Here is an 18,532-nt window from a genome sequence, read left to right as displayed (position 1 = left end):
GTCGGCGCCGCTCCCCGTCAGGTGCGGATGCACACCACCTTGGGCTGGGTCAGCTCCTCGTAGGCGAAGCGCACGCCCTCCCGGCCCATGCTGCCGTGCTTCGCGCCCCCGAACGGCATGCTGTCGATGCGGTAGTCCGAAGAGTCGTTGATCATGACGCCGCCCGCCTCGATCTGCGCGGAGACGCGCAGCGCCCGGGCGAGATCCGCCGTGAAGAGCCCGGCGTGCAGCGCGTAGTCGGTCTCGTTGGCCAGGGCGACGGCTTCCTCCTCGGTGTCGAAGGGGGCGACCGCGACGATCGGGGCGAACGCCTCGTCCTGCCACAGCGCGCAGGAGTGCGGCACAGCGTCGAGGACGGTCGGCCAGTACACCGAGCCCTCGCGACGGTGCCCGGCGAGCACCCGGGCTCCGGCGGCGACCGCATCGTCGACGAGTCGCTGCGCGCGCTCGGCGGCCTCCGCCGTGATCATCGGGCCGACGTCGGTGCGCTCGTCGGCCGGATCGCCGGCGACGAGTCCTCCTGCGCGGGCGACGAACGCGTCGACGAAGCGCTCGTGCACCTCGCGCTGCACCAGGATCCGCTGCGCTCCCACGCAGTTCTGGCCTGCGGCCCAGAAGGCGCCCGAGACGCAGGCCTCGACCGCCGCCGGGATGTCCGCATCCGCGAACACGAGGACGGGGGCGTTGCCGCCGAGCTCCATCGCGAGCCGCTTGAGCCCTGCGCCGCGCGCGATGGCCTCGCCGGTCGCGAAGCCGCCGGTGAACGAGACCAGCCGGACGTCGTGCGCGGCGACGAGCGCCTGCGCGAGCGCCGGATCCCCGTGGACGGTCGTGACGACCTCGGCGGGCAGGCCGGCCTCGATGAGCAGGGCCACGAGGAACTCCGCGGTGAGCGGGGCGAGCGGGGAGGGCTTCAGGATGATCGCGTCCCCCGCGGCGACCGCGGGGCCGAGCTTGTGCGCGACGAGGTTGAGCGGGTCGTTGTAGGGCGTGATCGCGACGATGACGCCGAGCGGCTCCCGCGTGAACCAGCCGCGGCGCTCCGCGGACCCCTCGAAGGCGTCGAAGGGGATCACCTCGCCCGCGTGCGACCGCGCCGTCTCGGCGGACAGGGACAGCGTGGTCACCGCGCGGCGCACCTCCTTGCGTGCCTGGCGGATCGTCTTGCCCGCCTCGCCCACGATGAGGGCCGCCGCCTCATCCGCACGCTCGCGGAGCAGCACGGCCGCCCGGTCGAGGACCTCGTGCCGGGTGAAGCGGGTCAGCGCGCGCGAGACCGCGAAGCCGGCGCGCGCCCGGTCCAGGATGCGTTCGACGTCGCCGGGAGTGCTCTGCCGGACGGATCCGACCTCCCGGCCGTCGAACGGGCTGTGCACGGTCAGCACGGCCCGCTCCGCCAGGTCGCGCGGATCCTCGACGACGGGCGCGCTCATCGGCTCGCCTCGGCGAGGGAGCGCTGGTGCGCGTCGATCGCGATGATGTCGGAGAGGAGCGCGTACGCGGTCTCCATCCGCCCCGCGCCGGGACCGGAGACGGTCACGGTGCCGAGCAGGTCCGTGTCGAAGCACACCGCGTTCATCGGCCCCGCGATGCCGGCGAGCGGATGCGTCGCGGGCAGCGCGACGGGCTCGACCGTGGCGACGACCTCGCCCGACTCGTCCCGGCGGGCGGTGCCGATCAGCTTCCACCGCTTGCCGTCGGCGGCCGCCGCGACGATGTCCGCGGAGGTGATGCCGGAGATCCCGCGCCGTTCGACGTCGGCCGTCGTGAGGTCCGCGCCGAGGATCTCGTTGGCGAGGATCACGACCTTGAGCTGCACGTCGGATCCCTCGATGTCGGCCGTCGGATCGGCCTCGGCGTAGCCGAGCGCCTGCGCCTCGGCGACGGCGTCCGCGAGGCTCATGCCCGTCTCCATCCGGCCGAGCACGTAGTTGCTCGTGCCGTTCAGGATCCCCTGCACGGCCGAGATCCGAAGGCCGGGCAGGGCATCGGAGGCGAAGCGGAGCACGGGCGTGCCGCTCATCACGGAGCCCTCGTACTCGAATCGCACGCCCCGATCCGCCGCGACGCGGTTGAGCGCGGTCCCCGCGAGTGCGACCGGGCCCTTGTTGGTGGTCGTGACGCTCTTGCCGCTCTCCAGGGCTGCGCGCACGTGCGACACCGCCGGCTCGCCGTCCACGGGATTGGTGAACGTCGCCTCCACGACGATGTCCGCCGTCGTGCTGCGGATCACGTAGTCGTTCTGCGGCACCGCGACACCTCCCGTCATCCCCGCGAAGGTCGCGCCGTCGGCCATGCGGAGCACGGCGCCCAGGTCGATGCCTTCGGACTGCATGAGCGAGCCGAGGCGCAGATCGGTGATCGCGACGACGCGCAATGCGAAGCCGAGCTCGTCCGCGAGCTCCTCTGCGCGATCGTGGATGATCTCGGCGAGGGCGCGGTTCACGCCGCCGAAGCCGATGAGGGCGAGGTCATGACGATTCACGTCGTGCTCCTTCGATGCTCGGAAGGGGTGGGCAGGTCGCGATCCATCCTGGGTGCGGGTGATGTCAGCGGGCGCCTGCCCGATCGCCCGGAGGGACTGCCGTTGTGCCCGGCGCGATGACGTTTCGCCCGAAACCGCCGCGAGCGGCCGGCGCGCTTCCCGAACGGTTGTGCCCGCGGACGCCGGCGCGGTAATGTCCGGAAACACTTCGTGCAACATCAGCACATGGATGTGGTGATATAGCACGCAGATGTTCGTCTCACCCCTCATACCCTTCGAATGCGAGACATCATGAGCCCACTTCCCGGGGAGAAGGCGCTGCCCAACGCCCTGCCCCACACCACCGCCACCCAGGTGCCGCTGCGCCGACTGCAGCGCTCCATGGACGCCCGGCATCTGATCATGATCGCCCTCGGCGGCGTGATCGGATCGGGGCTGTTCCTCAGCTCCGGATACACGATCAGTCAGGCCGGTCCGCTCGGCGCGATCATCGCCTACCTCATCGGCGCGCTCGTCGTCTATCTGGTGATGGCGTGCCTCGGCGAACTCGCGACCGCCTACCCGGTCTCCGGCGCGTTCCACATCTACGCCGCGCGTTCCATCGGCCCGGCCACCGGCTTCACCACCGCCTGGCTGTACTGGCTGTGCTGGGTGGTGGCCCTCGGATCCGAGTTCACCGCCGCGGGCATCCTCATGCAGCGCTGGTTCCCCGGGGTTCCGGTGTGGGTCTGGTGCCTCGTCTTCGCCGCGGTGCTGTTCACCATCAACGCGATCTCCGCGCGCGTCTTCGGCGAGACGGAGTTCTGGTTCTCCCTGATCAAGGTCGTCGCGATCGTCGCTCTGATCGTGCTCGGCGGGGCGGCGATTTTCGGGTTCACCCCGCTGTCGAGCACCCATCCTGGCGCCGTGCTGTTCAGCAACTTCGAGACCCCGCACGGGCTCTTCCCCGGCGGTGTCGGCGGCGTCCTGATGACGTCGCTCGCCGTCTTCTACGCGTTCAGCGGCTCCGAGCTGATCGGGGTGGCCGCCGGCGAGACGAAGGATCCGGGCAGGAACATCCCGCGCGCCCTGAGGTCCACCGTGCTGCGACTCCTGGTGCTGTTCGTGGGGTCGATCACGGTCATCGCGGCGATCCTGCCGTACGACAAGGCGACCGTCACCAGCAGCCCGTTCGTGGACGTCTTCGCGTATGCCGGGGTGCCCTTCGCGCCGGACATCATGAACTTCGTCATCATCACCGCGCTCCTCTCCGCCGGCAACAGCGGGCTGTTCTCCTGCGCGCGGATGCTCTTCTCGCTCGCGGAGGAGGGGCACGCGCCGCGGTCCTTCGCGCGGCTCACCCGGCGCGGGATCCCGATCGTCGCGCTCAGCGTGAGCATGGCCCTCGGCCTCGTCTCCCTGCTGTCCAGCGTCATCGCGGCGGAGACTGTGTACCTCGCGCTGGTGTCGATCGCGGGCTTCGCGGTCGTCGCGGTCTGGATGTCGATCGTGGCGTCGCAGTTCTTCCACCGCCGCGCCTTCCTGCGCCGGGGCGGCGACCTGTCGACCCTGCCCTATCGGACGCCCCTCTTCCCGATCCTGCCGATCGTCGCCTTCGTGCTGCTGCTCGTCTCGGTGATCGCGATCGCGTTCGATCCCAACCAGGTCGCGGCGCTCTACTTCGGGCTGCCGTTCGTCGGCCTCTGCTATCTGTTCTTCTGGTGGCGCTACGGGCGACGCGGAGCGAAGGCGGCGGTCCAGGTCTCGGAGGAGGCGCCGGTCGAGAGCGCCGAGGATCCCGCCGCAGAGGAGCCGATCGCAGGCCAGAAGCGATGATCCCCGGACCGGGATGGATCGAGGTCGACGTCGAGGCGATCGCCCGCAACGTCGTCGTCGTCCGGAAGGCGATCGGTCCCGCGACGCCGTTGTGCGGCGTCGTGAAGGCCGATGCCTACGGACACGGCATCGACCTCGTCCTCCCAGTCCTCATGAACGCCGGCATCACGACGATCGGCGTCACCGCGAACGAGGAGGCGCACCGCGCCCGCGAGCTCGGATTCCGGGGTCGCATCCTGCGGCTGCGCGCGGCGCTGCGTGACGAGGTCGAGGACGCCGCCTCCGCCGGGGTCGAGGAGTGGGCGGGCGGGCTCGCCCACGCGCGGGAGATCGATGCGGCGGCGCGTGCTGCGGGTCGGAGGATCCCGGTGCACGTCTCCCTGAACTCGACCGGACTCAGCCGTGACGGCGTCGACCTCGGTGCCGGGCACGGCACGGCGGAGCTCGTCGGGATCGGCCGGCTCGCCGGGGTGCGCCCGATCGGCGTCTGCGCGCACTTCCCGTGCGAGGACGAGGAGGACGTCGCCGCCGGAGCCGAGGCGTTCCGCGAGCAGTCCGCCGAGGCGGCCGGCCTGCTCGGCGCTCCGCCCGGCGTCGAACGTCACTGCGCGACCTCGTACGCCGCGCTCACGGTCGCGTCGTCGAGATTCGACCTCGTGCGCGTGGGTGCGGCGCTGTACGGGGACACGGCGGCTCCGGTGGCCGGGCTTCGTCCCGCGCTGCGGCTGCTCTCCCGGATCGCCGCCATCAACGCCTACCCCGCCGGCAGCACGGTCGGCTACGACCGCGGCCATCGGCTCGCGCACGCGGCACGGCTCGCGGTGGTGCCGCTCGGGTACGCGGACGGCTATCACCGGGTCCTCGGCGGGCGCGCGCACGCGCTCGTGCGGGGGCACCGGGTCCCCGCCGTCGACAAGCTCGCCATGAACTCGCTCGTGCTCGACGTCAGCCGTGTTCCCGAAGCCCGGATCGGAGACGAGGTCGTCCTGGCCGGGGGACAGGGCGGTGAGGCGATCCTCGCGAAGGACCTCGAAGCCGCGTCGGGGCAGATCGCCGCCGATCTGTACACCGCCTGGGGGCGACTCCTCCCGCGGCGCGCACGGGCGGGACAGGGGGCATCATGATGGCGAAAGCGCCGGATAGGCTGGCCGGACCCGGATCCGTCGTATCCGGAGATCGGCGCAGGAACCGGGGAGGCAGGATGTCGGCTCCCTCCTCGCTGTCGCAGGGCCTCGCGTTGCTCGGGTCGGCCGTCGCGCGGGAGCAGGCCGGTCGCTCCGGATACAACGCCTCGCGTCTCGCGGACGCCACCGGGATCGAGCGCAGTCGTGTGTCGCGCCTCACCCAGGAGCTGCGCGCGCTGCGCTTCCTGCACCGCGACGAGGATGCCGTGCTCCGCGCCGGCGACGCCTACTTCGGCATCGCGGCCGCCCTCGACGCCCCCTGGCTGAAGGGCGCGCGACAGGAGCTGCGAACGCTGGCATCGACGCTGCGGATGACGGCGCGCGTCTGCGCGGCCGACGGTGCGGCGGCGCTCGCGCTGCGCGCCGAGGCGGGCATCGGCGCCGCCGATGCGTCCACCCGATACGGGACCGTCGCCCCGATCTGGTGCACCGGCGCCGGCCGTGCGCTGCTCTGGGATCACTCCTCGGAACAGCTCGCCGACCTGCTCCGGGACGTGCAGTTCGTCGGTGTGGGCGGACCCGCGGCCGCGCGCACGACCGGAGGGGTGCATGCGCTCCTCGAACGCGACAGGGCGGTCGGAGTGATCTCCGCCGCCGACGAGTACGCAGAGGGCATGGCCGAGTTCGCGCTGCCGGTGTTCGGGCGCTCCGGGATCGTGGCATCGATCGCCGTCAGCGGCGCCCCGCAGAGCTCCCGCCGCACGCGTGCGGCGCTGACGGCCCTGCACGAGGCCCGCGACCGGCTCAGCGCATCCGCGAGCGATCAGTGAGTCCCGGGCGATCCCCGGCGGTCGCCGGGCGCTCCGAGCGCGGCCGAAAGCGCGTCCGCAGCCGCGACGCAGGCCGTCGCGAGCTCCGCGGTGCGCGGCTGCAGCGTCCGCCGCTCGCCGACGATCTGGACGGCGGCCGCGGCCTCGCCGCGGAAGTCCCAGACCGGCGCGGACACGGAGTAGAGGCCGGGCTCGGCCTCCTGGTCCACGATCGCGTAACCGCGCTCCCTGGCCTTCCGCAGGCGATCGAGGAAGTCGTCCGCCGACGCGGGGGCGTTCGGACCCGGGCTGGTGAAGGAGGTGCGGGCGAACACGGAGCGCACCTCGTCGTCGCTCGCATCCCACAGCACGGCCTGACCCGCGTCGCTGCAGAACGCGGGATAGGCGCGGCCGAGCCAGGATCCGATCATGCGGGATCCCGCCGGGATGCTCTCCACGATCGTGAGCGTGCTGTCGCCCTGGAGGACGCCGAGGAAGCACGCCTCGCCCACCGAGGACGCCAGCTCGTCGAGGATCTCGACGCCCGTGGCGCGCATCCGGCGGTCGGTCAGGTCCTGGGCCGCCGCATACCAGCCCCAGCCGAGCCGGTAGCGCTGGTCGTCGCCGCGCACCACGAGACCCTGGTCGGCGAGCGCGGACAGCGTGCGGGAGACCTGCGAGCGTTCGCGGCCGAGGGCCTGGGCGACGTCCTGGACCGTGGCGCCGGCGGGGGATCCGGGCAGGAGGTCGGCGAGCGCGGAGAGGACGTCGAAGCCGCGGCCCATGCTGCTCCGGACCGGGGCGAGATCGTCGGCGGTCGGCATGGCACGAGCGTACTCGACGGCCGCCGTCCGTCCGGCGCCGGATCGAGGCGGACGGGAGGGGCGCGATGACCGGGACGATCACGGACACGCACGCGGACGGCACTGATCCGATGCCCTCCGTCACGATCCTGGACGGCGGCCTGTCGACGGCGCTGGAGCAGCAGGGGATCGCGGTGGACGGCGCGCTGTGGACCGCGCGGCTGCTCGCGGACGAGCCGGAGCGGATCGCGCAGGCGCACCGGGACTTCTTCGAGGCGGGAGCGGATGTCGCGACCACCGCGACGTACCAGGCCAGCGAGCAGGGGTTCCTCGCGGCGGGATTCGAGGCGGCTCATGCGCGTGCGCTGATCCGCCGCGGTGTGCGGCTCGCCCGCGACGCGCGCGACGAGCTCGAGAGCGTCCGTCCCGGGCTGCGGGTCGCCGCCTCCGTCGGCCCCTACGGGGCGGTGCTGGGCGACGGCTCGGAGTATCGCGGCGGCTACGGGATCTCCGCGGCCCGGCTGCGGGACTTCCACCGGGCACGGCTGGAGCTGCTCGCGGAAGCCGGACCCGACCTGTTCGCCGTCGAGACGATCCCCGACGTCGAGGAGGCGGCCGTCCTCGTCGGCCTGCTCGACGAGATCGGGATCCCGGCCTGGTTCAGCTACTCGGTGCGCGGGACGGCCACCTGCGCCGGCCAGCCGCTCGCCGACGCCTACGCGGCCCTCGCCGACTCGTCCGTGCTGATCGCAGCGGGGGTCAACTGCTCGGATCAGGCGGACGTGCGGGCCGCGATCTCGACCTCGGTGCAGGTCACGGGGCTTCCGGGCGTCGTGTACCCGAACCGCGGCGGCCACTGGGACAGCGCCACCAAGGCCTGGTCCGGGGTGCACGCCGTCGATCACGCCCTGATCGACGGATGGATGGATGCCGGTGCGCGCTACATCGGCGGCTGCTGCGGATACGGCCCGGCGGACATCGCCGGGCTCGCGAAGGCCGTCGCCTCAGTCCTTCGGTGAACCGGGACCGTAGGACTCGATCGCGTCGTTGAACCGGTGGAGCAGGTCGGCGAACCGGTCGATGTCGTCGTCGGTCCACTCGTCGAGGATCTTCTCGAGGGCGTGGAGGGAGCGCTCGCGGGTGGCGTCGAGGCGAGCCCTGCCCTCGTCGGTGAGCGTGAGCTTGCGGGCGGCGCCGCCGTCGGGATCGGGGATGCGGTCGACGAGTCCCACGCGCAGGGCCGCCGTCGTCTGGCGCTGCAGGGTCGACGTGTCGAGGCGGAGCAGGTCGCTGAGCTCTCCGATCGAGAGCGGGCCGTCCGAGGCGAGGCGGGCCAGCACGACGTAGGCGCTGCGGTCGAGGCCTCCGTCATGCCGCAGCTGAGCGATCGTGTAGCGGCTGAGGAGCATCTGCGCGTACTCGATGTCGGCGATTCTGCGACGTCTCATACCCACATCTTAACGGGGATGTGTATTATGCATATGTAAGTTACACATCGTTGGGAGTCGTCCGTGTCCGCATCCCCCGCCCGACCGAGGGGCATCGTCGCCGTCCTCGCCTTCGCCGGCATCGCCTCATCCCTCACCCAGACGATGGTGACCCCGCTGATCGCCCGCTTCCCGGCGATCTTCGACAGCTCCGCGGCGGACACGGCGTGGATCGTCACCGGGACACTGCTGGCGGCGGCCGTCGCGGTGCCGATCGCGGGCCGGCTGGGCGACCTGTTCGGCAAGAAGCGGATGATCCTGATCGTCGCCGTCCCGCTGATCCTCGGCGGTGTGGTCTGCGCGGTCGCCCCGACGGTCGAGATCATGATCGTCGGGCGCGCACTGCAGGGGCTCGGATCCGGCGTGGTGCCGCTCGGCATCGCGCTGCTGCGCGATGTGGTCCCCCGCGAGCGGCTCTCCTCCGCGATCGCGACCGTGAGCGCGACCCTGGGCGTCGGCGGAGCGATCGGGCTGCCGATGTCGGCGGCCGTCGTCCAGTTCGCCGACTGGCGCGTGCTCTTCCTGGTCGGGAGCGCCGTGACCGTGGTCGCTGCGGCGGCGATCTGGATCGTGGTCCCGACGACGCCCGCCGGAGCGGCAGGGCAGCGCTTCGACGGGCTGGGGGCGCTCGGCCTCGCACTCGGCCTCGTCTCGTTCATCCTCGCGATCTCGAAGGGCGCGGAGTGGGGCTGGGGATCGCCGCTGACGATCGGGCTGCTCGCGCTCGCCGCGGTGGCGTTCGTCGGCTGGGGCGTCTGGGAGACGCGCGCGAAGGAGCCGCTCGTCGATCTGCGCACGACGGTCCGCCCGCGGGTGCTGCTGACGAACATCGCGTCGATCTTCGTGGGATTCGGGATGTACGCGAGCATGCTCGTCATGCCGCAGGTGCTGCAGCTTCCGGCGGCCACCGGATACGGTCTCGGGCAGTCGATCCTCGCCGCCGGACTCTGGATGGCACCCGCGGGTCTCATGATGCTGCTGTTGTCGCCCGTCGCGGGCCGCCTCATCGACGCCCGAGGGCCCAAGTTCACCCTGGTGGTCGGCGTGGTGATCCTCGCCGCGGGCTACGGCGTGGGGCTCGTCGGCATGAGCAGCACCTGGGGGCTGCTCATCACCAGCCTCGTGATCAACAGCGGCGTCGCGTTCGCCTACGGCGCCATGCCCGCGATCATCATGGGCGCCGTGCCCCGCTCCGAGACGGCGGCGGCGAACGGCTTCAACACCCTCATGCGCTCGCTCGGCACGACGATCGGAGCGGCGGTCATCGGCGTCATCCTCGCGCAGATGACCATTCCCCTCGGCGACGTCGCCGTGCCGTCGGAAGCGGGCTTCCGCACGGCCCTCATCATCGGCGCGGGCGTCTCGATCACGGCTGCGGTCGTGGCCCTGTTCATCCCGAGCCCCGCCCGGCGCGGGGAGGACGCCGCGTTCGCGGTCGAAGCGGACGTCCAGGCGGATGCCGAGGCCGAGACCGTGGCCGCATAGCGGGAAGCCCGTCCGGTCCGTTCGTCAATCGGCCCGCGGGCGCGTGCCGGGGAGCTGGCGGGCCTCGTTGGTGTGGGAGTCGATGATCGCCGTGCTCAGCGCCTCGATCGGCGCACGCGGAGCCGCCGGGTCGTCGATGAGGGCGAAGTCGAGAGTGCCCAGCCGCGGGAGGCCGAGCGTGGCGTCCGCGCGGACCAGATCGGGTGGCATCATCCCGCCGGGGAAGACGGCGACGCCGAGGCCGGCGCGGACACCGGCGAGCACCCCGGTGATGTCCCGGACCGTGCAGGTCGCCTTCCAGCGTCTTCCTGCGGATTCGAGTGCGGCGACCGCGGCGGCGCGAGAATGACTCGGCCGGGGATAGGTGACCAGGGGGACCACGTCGTTCGGGTCGAGTCGCAGCGACGGGTGCGCGCTCCAGATCAGCTGCTCGCGCCGGACCACATGGCCCTCGGCGATCCCGGGCTCCTGCCGCACGTAGACGAGATCGAGCGCGCCGGCCCGCAGGCGTCGGACCAGTGCGGCGGACTGTCCGACCGTGATCTCGACGTCGACGAGCGGGTTCTTCCGACGGAAATCGCGGAGGATTCCGGGCAGGTGGGTGAGGGCGAGGTCGTCAGCCGTGCCGAAACGCACCGTGGCGCGTTCCGCCGGGCCGGAGAAGTACGCCTGCGCCTCATCGAGCACGGCGAGGCCACGGCGTGCGAACGCGAGCATCGCCTCGCCGCCGTCGGTGAGGGCGACGCTGTGGGTGTCCCGGGCGATGAGTGCGCGGCCGGTCTGCTCCTCGAGGCGGCGTACTCGCTGGCTGACGGTGGGCTGGCTGATCCCGAGCTGTCTCCCTGCCTCGGAGAAGCTGCGATTCTCGGCCACGGCGACGAAGCACCGCAGCAGATCCGGCTCGTACACGATCGCTCCTCTCTCCGGTCTCTCCGGGGATCCTGCTCATTCACACATCCGATAACAGTTATGTCCATCATTATCGTGAGTGATCGGGCGATCCTCCGTACGGTTGAGGTCATGTCTTCCGTGTCGGCCGTGGATCATCCGATCACCGAGCCGCTGCCGGTGCTCGCGACTCGACCGACCTTCCGCGCGACCTTCGCGGCGCTGGGGGAGGCGAACTTCCGGCTCTACTTCGCCGGCCTCGCGGCGACCTCCGCCGCGGGGTGGCTGGCGCGGCTGGCCACGGATTCGCTGATGATCGAGCTCACCGGCGACGTCGGCCTCGTCGCTCTGGTCGTCGCCTCGCAGCTGCTGCCGTCCATCGTTCTCGGACCGTGGGGAGGCGTGCTCAGCGACCGCTTCGCACCGCGGCAGACGGTCGTGCTGACCCAGCTCGTCGTGGTGCTGGCGGCACTCTGCCTGGGCGTGCCGGCGATCCTCGGCACGGCCGGCGTGCCGCTGATCGTCGCCTCCTCGCTCCTGCTCGGTGTCGCCGCGGCGTTCGAGGCGCCGGCCCGCGCAGTGCTGCTCGTGCAGGTCGTCGGCACCCGCGCGCTGCCCAACGCGATGAGCCTGAACGCCGCCGTGCAGCAGCTCGCCGGGATCCTCGGCGCCCTGCTCACGGCCGGTCTCGTCGCGATCATCGGATCCGGATGGGCGCTCGTGGCGGCGCCCATCGGGCCGCTCGCGGGCATCGTGATGCTGCTGGGGATCCGGCGCTCCCGGCTGCACCCGGCGATCAAGGTCGCCGCGCGCCGGGGGCAGATACGGGAGGCGATCCGCTACGTGCGGCGCAAGCCGGAGATCCGCACCGCCCTGCTGCTGATCTCATCGCTCGCGTTCTTCGCGCTCACGGCGTCGATCCTCATGGCCTGGTCGGCGAACGAGCGCTATGGCCTCGGCACGCTCGGCTACACCCTGTTCCAGACGGCGTCGGCGGTCGGTGCTCTGCTGGGCAGCCTGCTGGCGGCGCGTCGGCGGCAGTTGCGCCTCCGTGACAGCGCGCTGCTGCTCGCGGGCTCGGGGCTGGTCTGGGCGTGCTCCGGGTTCGCGCCCTTCGCCGGACTGTTCGTCGTCGGACTGGTCGCGTCGATGCTGATGCGGACCGCGTTCATGATCGGCAACGACTCGCTCACCCAGCTCTCGGCCAACGGTGCGATCCGCGGGCGGGTGGTGTCGCTCTACGTCGTGTGCATGACCGGCATGCAGGCGGCGGGGGCGCTCGCCGCAGGCTGGGCGGTGCATGCACTCGGCGGCGAGATCACCTTCCTGCTCGCGGGTGGGGGCCCCGCTGTCATCGCCCTCACCGTCGTGCTCGTCCACACCTTCCGCGGGCGCGCTCGCCGATCCGTCGCCTACGGGGCATGATCGGAGTGCATGGCGATCGAGGATCCTCATCCGTCGCATAGCTGCCTCACAGGAGCTGCGTCGGGGGGATCCCGACCATGGATCCGGGCGCGCAGAGCGGGCCAGGGGGAGGACGGACATGGCAGAGGCGGTGCCGCAGGACGGCGACGAGGCGGGGACCTCCGGCGCGGTCTCCCTGCCCCTCGGGCTGCCGCCGATCGTGCGGGCAGACGGTTCGCCGGCCCGCGCGCTCGTGGTCGACGACGAGCAGGCGCTCGCCGCGGCCGTGGGCGGATCCCTCCGCGCCGACGGGTGGGAGGTGCGGGTCGAGCACCGGGGCCGCAGCGCCCTCATCGCGGTGCGCGAGTTCCAGCCCGACGTGGTCGTGCTCGACATCATGATGCCCGACATCGACGGTCTCGACACGCTCGAGCGGATCCGCGCGATCCGGCCGGAGATCCGGGTGCTGTTCCTCACCGCGCTGGACGGCCACGACGACCGCATCGCGGGTCTCCATGCGGGCGGCGACGACTATCTCACGAAGCCCTTCGCGATCGCCGAGCTGCAGGCGAGGGTGCGGGTGCTGGCCCGCACCGCCGCGGCGATCGCGCGGCCCGCCGAGTCGCAGCTGCGGGTCGGCGACCTCGCGGTGGACAAGGCGGAGGCCACGGCCGAGCTCGGCGGATCCCCGCTCGAGCTCACCCCGACCGAGTTCGAGCTGCTGCTCCTGCTCGCGAACAACGCGGGGCGCGTGCTGCGCCGGGCGCAGATCCTCGAGGCCGTCTGGGGCTACGACTTCGGCACCGAGTCGAACCTGGTCGAGGTCTACGTGTCGAGCCTGCGCCGCAAGCTCGCCGGCTCGTCCGTGCTGAACCTGGAGACCGTGCGGCTGGTCGGCTACGTGCTGCGCGTCGCGGATCCCGAGCCGGACGCATGAGGCGATCGCGCAGCCTGCGCCTGCAGGTCGTGCTCATCGCCTCGGCCCTCGTCGCGGCGGTGAGCATCGTCGTCGGGGTGGTCGCGGTGCTCTCGCTGCACGACTACATGCTGAGTCAGGTCGACGCGCGACTGAACGGCGCCGCGGCGCGCGGGGCCGACATCGCCGGCGGTCGCGGACCCGGATCCACGCCGGGGACGACGCCGTCGACGAGTCCCGGATCCACCCCGGCGCCGACGCCGCCCGTGCGCCCCAACCGCAACGACGTGGTCGGCGCTCCCGGGCAGTCGGCCGGCACGATCACCGCGATCTTCCGCGACGGCACCTTCGAGCTCGGAGGGTGGATCGCCTCCGACGGGGTGCGGCACGATCTCACCGCCGCACAGAAGAAGCTCCTCGCCGCCCGCCTTCCCCGCGGATCCGCGGACCGCACGGCACCGGTCACCGTAGACCTCGGCGGCGCGCTCGGCGATTACCGGGTCGCCGGGCGCACCACGCCCAGCGGCGTGGGCGTGGTCACGGCGCTGCCGCTCGATTCCGTCACGGCCGTGACCGGGCGGCTGACGCTCGTGGTCGCGCTGGTCGGACTCGCCTGCATCGTGCTCGCGATCGCGGCCGCGGCGCTGGCGATGGGCCGCGCGCTGCGACCGCTGCGCCGCGTCGCGCACACCGCGGCGGCCGTCACCTCGGTGCCCCTGGACCGAGGGGAGGTGCGGCTCGCCCAGCGGGTCGAGGCCCGCGACATCGCCTCGACCGCCGAGGTCGGCCAGGTCGGCACGGCCCTGAACGACATGCTCGACCACGTCGAGAACGCCCTCGCCCAGCGCGAGGCGAGCGAATCCACCATGCGGCGCTTCGTCGCCGACGCCAGCCACGAGCTGCGCACCCCGCTCGCCACGATCCGCGCCTATGCGCAGCTCTCGGACCGCCCCGAGGCGGAGGAGACCGAGATCCGCGGCAACGCCGCGCTCATCGACGTCGAGGGGGTGCGGATGGGCGCTCTCATCGATCAGCTGCTCCTGCTCGCGCGCCTCGACGCCCTTCCCGCGCTCGCCCAGGACGAGGTCGACCTGCGGCTGTTGCTCGCCGAGGCCGTGCTCGCGGCCCGGCTCGCGGGCCCCGATCACACCTGGATCCTGGAGCTCGGCGAGGACGCGGCCCTCGTCCGCGGCGACGCCGGGGATCTGCGCCGCGTGGTCGACAACCTGCTCGGCAACGCCCGCGTGCACACGCCGGAGGGGACGACCGTGCGCGTGCGGCTGGACGAGGTGCGCACCGGCGACGCGGCGGTCCCCGAGCCTGTCGAAGGATCCGTGCGGATCACGGTCTCGGACGACGGCCCCGGACTCCCCGAAGCCGTCCGCGAGACCGTGTTCGAGCGCTTCGCCCGCGGCGAGACCTCGCGCTCGCGCGAAGGCGGCGGCACCGGCCTCGGCATGGCGATCGCCCGCGCCGTGGTCGAGGCCCACGGCGGCACGATCACGACGGCGCCAGGGCCCGGCGCGACCTTCGTGGTGACGCTGCCGGTCGCGGGCCCCGGCACGGATCCGGACGCCGCCCGGCGGATTACGCTGGAGGGGTGACTGCGTACGTCTCGGCCTTCGATCTGTTCTCCATCGGTGTAGGACCTTCGAGCTCCCATACCGTGGGCCCGATGCGCGCCGGCGTCGACTTCGCCGCCCGGCTCGCCGCGGACGGCACGCTCGCGCAGGTGGCGCGCGTCACGTGCTCGCTCTACGGCTCCCTCGGAGCGACCGGGCTCGGCCACGGCACGCCCGATGCGGTCGTCGCGGGCCTGCGCGGTCTCACGCCCGAGACCTGCGATCCCGCCGACGTGCGCCGCGCCTGGGCGGACTGGACCGATGGATCCCCGCTCGCGCTGAACGGCACCCACGACATCGTCTTCGAGAAGGACGACATCACCTTCGAGCCGCGCACCCGCCTGCCCGGCCACCCCAACGCGATGACGCTGCGGGCGCTCGACGCCGACGGGATCCACCTCGCGCAGGAGACGTACTACTCGATCGGCGGCGGATTCATCCGCCGTGACGGCGAGGAGTCCGGCCGGGCGCTGGACAGGGCGGCCTTCCCCTTCGCCTACAAGGACGCCGCCTCGCTGCTCGAGCTGTGCGACGAGAACGGGCTGACGATCGCCGAGCTCGCCCGGCGCAACGAGACCGCGCTGCGCAGCGAGGAGGAGGTCGCCGCGGGGCTCGACGCGATCTGGAACACGATGGCCGCGTGCGTCGACGCGGGCCTGCACGCCGAGGGGACGCTGCCCGGCATCCTCAAGGTCAAGCGCCGTGCCGGTGCGATCCGCGCGCAGCTGGACGAGGTCGAGTCCGACGGGCACCCCGCGGTCCCCGGCGAGTGGCTGGGCGCGTTCGCGCTCGCCGTGAACGAGGAGAACGCCGCGGGCGGACGCGTGGTCACCGCGCCCACGAACGGCGCCGCGGGGATCCTCCCCGCCGTGGCGATGTACTGGTGGCGGTTCCTCGCCGACTCCGGCCTCGGCGCCGGCAACGCGGTCACCCCCTACGGCGAGCTGGTCGGCAGCGCGCTGATGGGGTTCGGCGCCGAGGCGTCGCTCGTCGCCGTCGGCGCGATCGAGGACCCCGACACGCTCGCCGAGGCCAACCGCCGCCGCGGCATCCGCCGGTTCCTGCTCACCGCGACCGCGCTCGGATCCCTGTTCAAGGCCAACGCGTCGATCTCCGGCGCCGAGGGCGGCTGCCAGGCCGAGGTCGGGTCCGCGTGCGCGATGGCCGCGGGCGGGCTCACCGCCGTCATGGGCGGCACGAACCGGCAGATCGAGAACGCCGCGGAGATCGCCATGGAGCACCACCTCGGGCTCACCTGCGACCCGATCGGCGGGCTCGTGCAGATCCCGTGCATCGAGCGCAACGCGATCGCCGCCTCCACGGCCGTGACCGCCGCACGGCTCGCCCTGCGCGGCGACGGCCAGCACTACGTCTCTCTCGACGCCGTCGTCGAGACCATGCGGCAGACCGGCCTCGACATGTCGACCAAGTACAAGGAGACGAGCGAGGGCGGCCTCGCGGTCAACGTCATCGAGTGCTGAGCTCGGGGCGCCGCGCTGCCGGCACCGGTCGTAGGGTGGGCAGATGAGCACGACGCGTCGCCGCGGACGCCCCAAGGGGGAGTCCGGATCCCGGGAGCGGATCGTCGTCGCCGCGGAGCACGAGTTCGGCGAGAACGGCTACGACGGTGCCACGATCCGGGCGATCGCCGCGCGCGCGGGCGTCGATTCGGCGCTCGTGCACCACTACTTCGGCGCCAAGGCGGACCTCTTCGCCGAGGTCATCGGGATCCCGCTGCGGCCGGACGTCGACGTCCCCACGATCCTGGAGGGACCGCGCGAGGAGGTCGGCGAACGCGTCATGCGGTACGTGCTCGAGGCGTTCGAGCGCCCCGATGTGCGCCGGCGCGGCGTGACGCTGATCCGCGTCGCTCTCGGATCCAAGGTCATGGCGCCGCCGCTCGTGGGCTTCCTGTCCCGCGAGCTGATCGGACGGATCACGACGCGTCTCGAGACCCCCGATGCGGCCCTGCGCGCCACGCTCGTCGCCTCTCAGGTGGCCGGCCTCATCGTGACCCGGTACGTGGCGCGGCTGCCGCCCATCGCCGACGCGCCGATCGACGAGCTCGTCGCGCGCGTCGGGCCGACGATCCAGCGCTACCTGTTCGAGTAGGGGTTCCGGCCCTCGAACCCTTGAACCCTTGAGCCCTTGACCCTCGTACCCCGCGGATCCATAATTCATCACATGATGAATAACGCGGTGGTGATCGACGGGCTGCACGTGCGGCGCGGTCGGCGCGACGTGTTCGACGGGCTCGCGCTGACGATCCCGCGTGGTGAGGTGACGGGACTGCTCGGTCCGTCCGGCTGCGGCAAGACGACGCTCATGCGCGCGATCGTGGGCGTGCAGCGGATCCGCTCCGGCGAGGTCACGGTGCTGGGCGAGAAGGCCGGATCCGCCTCCCTGCGCCACCGCGTCGCGTACGGCACACAGGGCGCCGCCGTGTACTCCGACCTCACCGTGCGGCAGAACCTGCGCTACTTCGCCTCGGTGCTCGGCGTCGCCCATGCCGACGCCGACCGCGTCATGGAGCAGGTCGGGCTCGCGCCCTACGCCGGGCAGCGGGTCTCGGCACTCAGCGGCGGGCAGGCGAACCGGGTGTCGCTCGGGGTCGCGCTGCTGGGGGCGCCCGAGCTCGTGGTGCTCGACGAGCCGACCGTGGGGCTGGACCCGGTGCTGCGCTCCGAGCTGTGGGATCTGTTCCGGCGGATCGCGGAGGCCGGGACGACCATGGTCGTCTCCAGCCACGTGATGGACGAGGCGCTTCGCTGCGACCGGCTGCTGCTCATGCGGGAGGGGCGGATCGTGTCCGACACGACGCCGGCCGAGCTGCTGGCGGACACGGGCAAGACGGATCCCGAGCAGGCGTTCCTCGTGCTCATCGCGCGGGACGAGGCCGCGGAGAGCGGCGCGCACCCGCATACCCGCCGGCAGCAGCGAGAGGCGGCGGCATCATGAACCCGCGCCGGATGTTCGCGACCGCGGGCCGGGTGCTCGCGCAGCTGCGGCACGACCCGCGCTCGATTGCGCTCATGGTGGTCGCGCCGAGCCTGCTGGTCGGGCTCTTCGCCTGGCTCTTCACCGACACGAAGGGCGTGTTTGACACCTTCGGCGGGGCGATCCTCGGACTCTTCCCTTTCATCGTGATGTTCCTGGTGAGCTCGATCACGACCCTGCGCGAGCGGCGCTCCGGCACGCTCGAGCGTCTCATGACGACCCCGCTCGGCAAGGCCGACTTCGTGCTGGGCTACGCGCTCGCGTTCGGTCTCATGGCGGTGCTGCAGGCCGTCGTCACGGTCGCGTTCGCGGTGTACGTGTGCGGGCTCACCGTCGACGGTCCGCTCTGGCAGCTCGGGCTCGTCGCGGTCGTGGACGCGCTGCTGGGCACCTCGCTCGGACTCCTCGCGAGCGCATTCGCGCAGACCGAGTTCCAGGCCGTGCAGTTCATGCCGGTGCTGGTGTTCCCGCAGATCATCCTGGGCGGCCTGTTCATGCCGCGGGACAAGATGCCCGACGTGCTCTACACGATCTCGGACTGGCTGCCGCTCAGCCACGCGATCGATGCGATCCAGGCCGTCACCGCCGGCACGGGCGATTGGGACCTGTGGCGTCCGGTGCTGATCGTGGCGGGCTTCGCGGTGGCGTTCCTCGTGCTCGCGCCGCTCACACTGCGCCGGCGCACGTCCTGACGCGG

Annotated in this window: 17 protein-coding genes; 12 read left to right on the top strand and 5 right to left on the bottom strand. The window is 72.2% G+C overall.

What is annotated here, in order from left to right:
• Positions 1–17 precede the first annotated feature (17 nt).
• Together ACIPY5_RS10870 and ACIPY5_RS10865 are read right to left on the bottom strand one after the other, a co-directional pair.
• Positions 18–1,433, bottom strand: a complete 1,416-nt coding sequence (locus tag ACIPY5_RS10870) for an aldehyde dehydrogenase family protein (RefSeq protein ID WP_400970395.1) — start codon at positions 1,431–1,433, stop codon at positions 18–20.
• Entirely contained in the window at positions 1,430–2,485 is a 1,056-nt protein-coding gene (locus tag ACIPY5_RS10865) for a homoserine dehydrogenase (protein ID WP_400970392.1), read from the bottom strand. Before ACIPY5_RS10865 ends, ACIPY5_RS10870 begins: the two co-directional genes overlap by 4 nt.
• 291 nt (positions 2,486–2,776) lie before the next feature.
• On the opposite strand from ACIPY5_RS10865, the gene ACIPY5_RS10860 reads away from it, so the two are divergent.
• The 3 genes from ACIPY5_RS10860 (at position 2,777) to ACIPY5_RS10850 (ending at position 6,254) form a co-directional block, all read left to right on the top strand.
• On the top strand, positions 2,777–4,300 hold the full coding sequence (locus ACIPY5_RS10860) for an amino acid permease (RefSeq protein WP_400970389.1): 1,524 nt from the start codon (positions 2,777–2,779) through the stop codon (positions 4,298–4,300).
• Positions 4,297–5,424, top strand: coding sequence for an alanine racemase (gene alr, locus ACIPY5_RS10855; RefSeq protein WP_400970386.1), 1,128 nt, complete (start codon positions 4,297–4,299; stop codon positions 5,422–5,424). Before ACIPY5_RS10860 ends, alr begins: the two co-directional genes overlap by 4 nt.
• Positions 5,425–5,501: 77 nt before the next feature.
• Positions 5,502–6,254: an IclR family transcriptional regulator C-terminal domain-containing protein gene (locus tag ACIPY5_RS10850; protein WP_400970383.1), complete on the top strand. Its 753-nt coding sequence runs from the start codon at positions 5,502–5,504 to the stop codon at positions 6,252–6,254.
• Here the strand turns inward: ACIPY5_RS10850 and ACIPY5_RS10845 are convergent.
• On the bottom strand, positions 6,248–7,057 hold the full coding sequence (locus ACIPY5_RS10845; protein ID WP_400970380.1) for an IclR family transcriptional regulator: 810 nt from the start codon (positions 7,055–7,057) through the stop codon (positions 6,248–6,250). The genes ACIPY5_RS10850 and ACIPY5_RS10845 overlap by 7 nt on opposite strands.
• A 65-nt stretch (positions 7,058–7,122) precedes the next feature.
• On the opposite strand from ACIPY5_RS10845, the gene mmuM reads away from it, so the two are divergent.
• Positions 7,123–8,055, top strand: coding sequence for a homocysteine S-methyltransferase (gene mmuM, locus ACIPY5_RS10840; protein ID WP_400970374.1), 933 nt, complete (start codon positions 7,123–7,125; stop codon positions 8,053–8,055).
• Here the strand turns inward: mmuM and ACIPY5_RS10835 are convergent.
• Positions 8,041–8,484, bottom strand: a complete 444-nt coding sequence (locus ACIPY5_RS10835; RefSeq protein ID WP_400970371.1) for a MarR family winged helix-turn-helix transcriptional regulator — start codon at positions 8,482–8,484, stop codon at positions 8,041–8,043. The genes mmuM and ACIPY5_RS10835 overlap by 15 nt on opposite strands.
• A gap of 63 nt (positions 8,485–8,547) precedes the next feature.
• Here ACIPY5_RS10835 and ACIPY5_RS10830 point away from each other — a divergent pair, with 63 nt between their 5' ends.
• Positions 8,548–10,008 (top strand): MFS transporter, encoded by a 1,461-nt coding sequence (locus ACIPY5_RS10830; protein ID WP_400970368.1) that lies wholly within the window; start codon positions 8,548–8,550, stop codon positions 10,006–10,008.
• 24 nt (positions 10,009–10,032) lie between these two features.
• Here ACIPY5_RS10830 and ACIPY5_RS10825 read toward each other — a convergent pair whose 3' ends face one another.
• Positions 10,033–10,917 (bottom strand): LysR substrate-binding domain-containing protein, encoded by an 885-nt coding sequence (locus tag ACIPY5_RS10825; protein ID WP_309337061.1) that lies wholly within the window; start codon positions 10,915–10,917, stop codon positions 10,033–10,035.
• A 111-nt stretch (positions 10,918–11,028) separates the two neighbouring features.
• Here ACIPY5_RS10825 and ACIPY5_RS10820 point away from each other — a divergent pair, with 111 nt between their 5' ends.
• The 7 genes from ACIPY5_RS10820 to ACIPY5_RS10790 all read left to right on the top strand — a co-directional run bounded on the left by ACIPY5_RS10820 (position 11,029) and on the right by ACIPY5_RS10790 (position 18,527).
• The gene (locus ACIPY5_RS10820) at positions 11,029–12,321 is read left to right on the top strand and encodes an MFS transporter (protein WP_400970365.1); all 1,293 of its coding nucleotides are present in this window, start codon (positions 11,029–11,031) and stop codon (positions 12,319–12,321) included.
• A gap of 118 nt (positions 12,322–12,439) precedes the next feature.
• On the top strand, positions 12,440–13,237 hold the full coding sequence (locus ACIPY5_RS10815; protein WP_400970363.1) for a response regulator transcription factor: 798 nt from the start codon (positions 12,440–12,442) through the stop codon (positions 13,235–13,237).
• Positions 13,234–14,820, top strand: a complete 1,587-nt coding sequence (locus tag ACIPY5_RS10810) for a sensor histidine kinase (RefSeq protein ID WP_400970360.1) — start codon at positions 13,234–13,236, stop codon at positions 14,818–14,820. Before ACIPY5_RS10815 ends, ACIPY5_RS10810 begins: the two co-directional genes overlap by 4 nt.
• Positions 14,817–16,319 (top strand): L-serine ammonia-lyase, iron-sulfur-dependent, subunit alpha, encoded by a 1,503-nt coding sequence (locus ACIPY5_RS10805; RefSeq protein WP_400970358.1) that lies wholly within the window; start codon positions 14,817–14,819, stop codon positions 16,317–16,319. Before ACIPY5_RS10810 ends, ACIPY5_RS10805 begins: the two co-directional genes overlap by 4 nt.
• A 43-nt stretch (positions 16,320–16,362) precedes the next feature.
• Positions 16,363–16,950 carry a TetR family transcriptional regulator gene (locus tag ACIPY5_RS10800; protein WP_400970355.1) on the top strand — a complete coding sequence of 196 codons (588 nt, stop codon included), beginning with the start codon at positions 16,363–16,365 and terminating at the stop codon, positions 16,948–16,950.
• Between the two features lie 72 nt (positions 16,951–17,022).
• A complete protein-coding gene (locus tag ACIPY5_RS10795) occupies positions 17,023–17,796 on the top strand; it encodes an ABC transporter ATP-binding protein (RefSeq protein ID WP_309337047.1) in 774 nt (257 codons plus the stop codon).
• Positions 17,793–18,527: an ABC transporter permease gene (locus ACIPY5_RS10790; RefSeq protein ID WP_309337044.1), complete on the top strand. Its 735-nt coding sequence runs from the start codon at positions 17,793–17,795 to the stop codon at positions 18,525–18,527. Before ACIPY5_RS10795 ends, ACIPY5_RS10790 begins: the two co-directional genes overlap by 4 nt.
• Positions 18,528–18,532 lie beyond the last annotated feature (5 nt).

The sequence above is a fragment of the Microbacterium sp. NPDC089698 genome, from assembly GCF_044749045.1.
In the GTDB taxonomy this organism is placed as follows: Bacteria; Actinomycetota; Actinomycetes; order Actinomycetales; family Microbacteriaceae; genus Microbacterium.
This window is presented reverse-complemented; position numbering and strand designations above follow the sequence as displayed.

Excerpts from the sequence above, each read along its gene's own strand:
- ACIPY5_RS10870 (WP_400970395.1), bottom strand. The coding sequence starts at position 1,433 with ATGAGCGCGCCCGTCGTCGAGGATCCGCGCGACCTGGCGGAGCGGGCC.
- ACIPY5_RS10860 (WP_400970389.1), top strand. The coding sequence starts at position 2,777 with ATGAGCCCACTTCCCGGGGAGAAGGCGCTGCCCAACGCCCTGCCCCAC.
- alr (WP_400970386.1), top strand. The coding sequence starts at position 4,297 with ATGATCCCCGGACCGGGATGGATCGAGGTCGACGTCGAGGCGATCGCC.
- ACIPY5_RS10850 (WP_400970383.1), top strand. The coding sequence starts at position 5,502 with ATGTCGGCTCCCTCCTCGCTGTCGCAGGGCCTCGCGTTGCTCGGGTCG.
- ACIPY5_RS10845 (WP_400970380.1), bottom strand. The coding sequence starts at position 7,057 with ATGCCGACCGCCGACGATCTCGCCCCGGTCCGGAGCAGCATGGGCCGC.
- mmuM (WP_400970374.1), top strand. The coding sequence starts at position 7,123 with ATGACCGGGACGATCACGGACACGCACGCGGACGGCACTGATCCGATG.
- ACIPY5_RS10835 (WP_400970371.1), bottom strand. The coding sequence starts at position 8,484 with ATGAGACGTCGCAGAATCGCCGACATCGAGTACGCGCAGATGCTCCTC.
- ACIPY5_RS10820 (WP_400970365.1), top strand. The coding sequence starts at position 11,029 with ATGTCTTCCGTGTCGGCCGTGGATCATCCGATCACCGAGCCGCTGCCG.
- ACIPY5_RS10815 (WP_400970363.1), top strand. The coding sequence starts at position 12,440 with ATGGCAGAGGCGGTGCCGCAGGACGGCGACGAGGCGGGGACCTCCGGC.
- ACIPY5_RS10810 (WP_400970360.1), top strand. The coding sequence starts at position 13,234 with ATGAGGCGATCGCGCAGCCTGCGCCTGCAGGTCGTGCTCATCGCCTCG.
- ACIPY5_RS10800 (WP_400970355.1), top strand. The coding sequence starts at position 16,363 with ATGAGCACGACGCGTCGCCGCGGACGCCCCAAGGGGGAGTCCGGATCC.
- ACIPY5_RS10795 (WP_309337047.1), top strand. The coding sequence starts at position 17,023 with ATGATGAATAACGCGGTGGTGATCGACGGGCTGCACGTGCGGCGCGGT.
- ACIPY5_RS10790 (WP_309337044.1), top strand. The coding sequence starts at position 17,793 with ATGAACCCGCGCCGGATGTTCGCGACCGCGGGCCGGGTGCTCGCGCAG.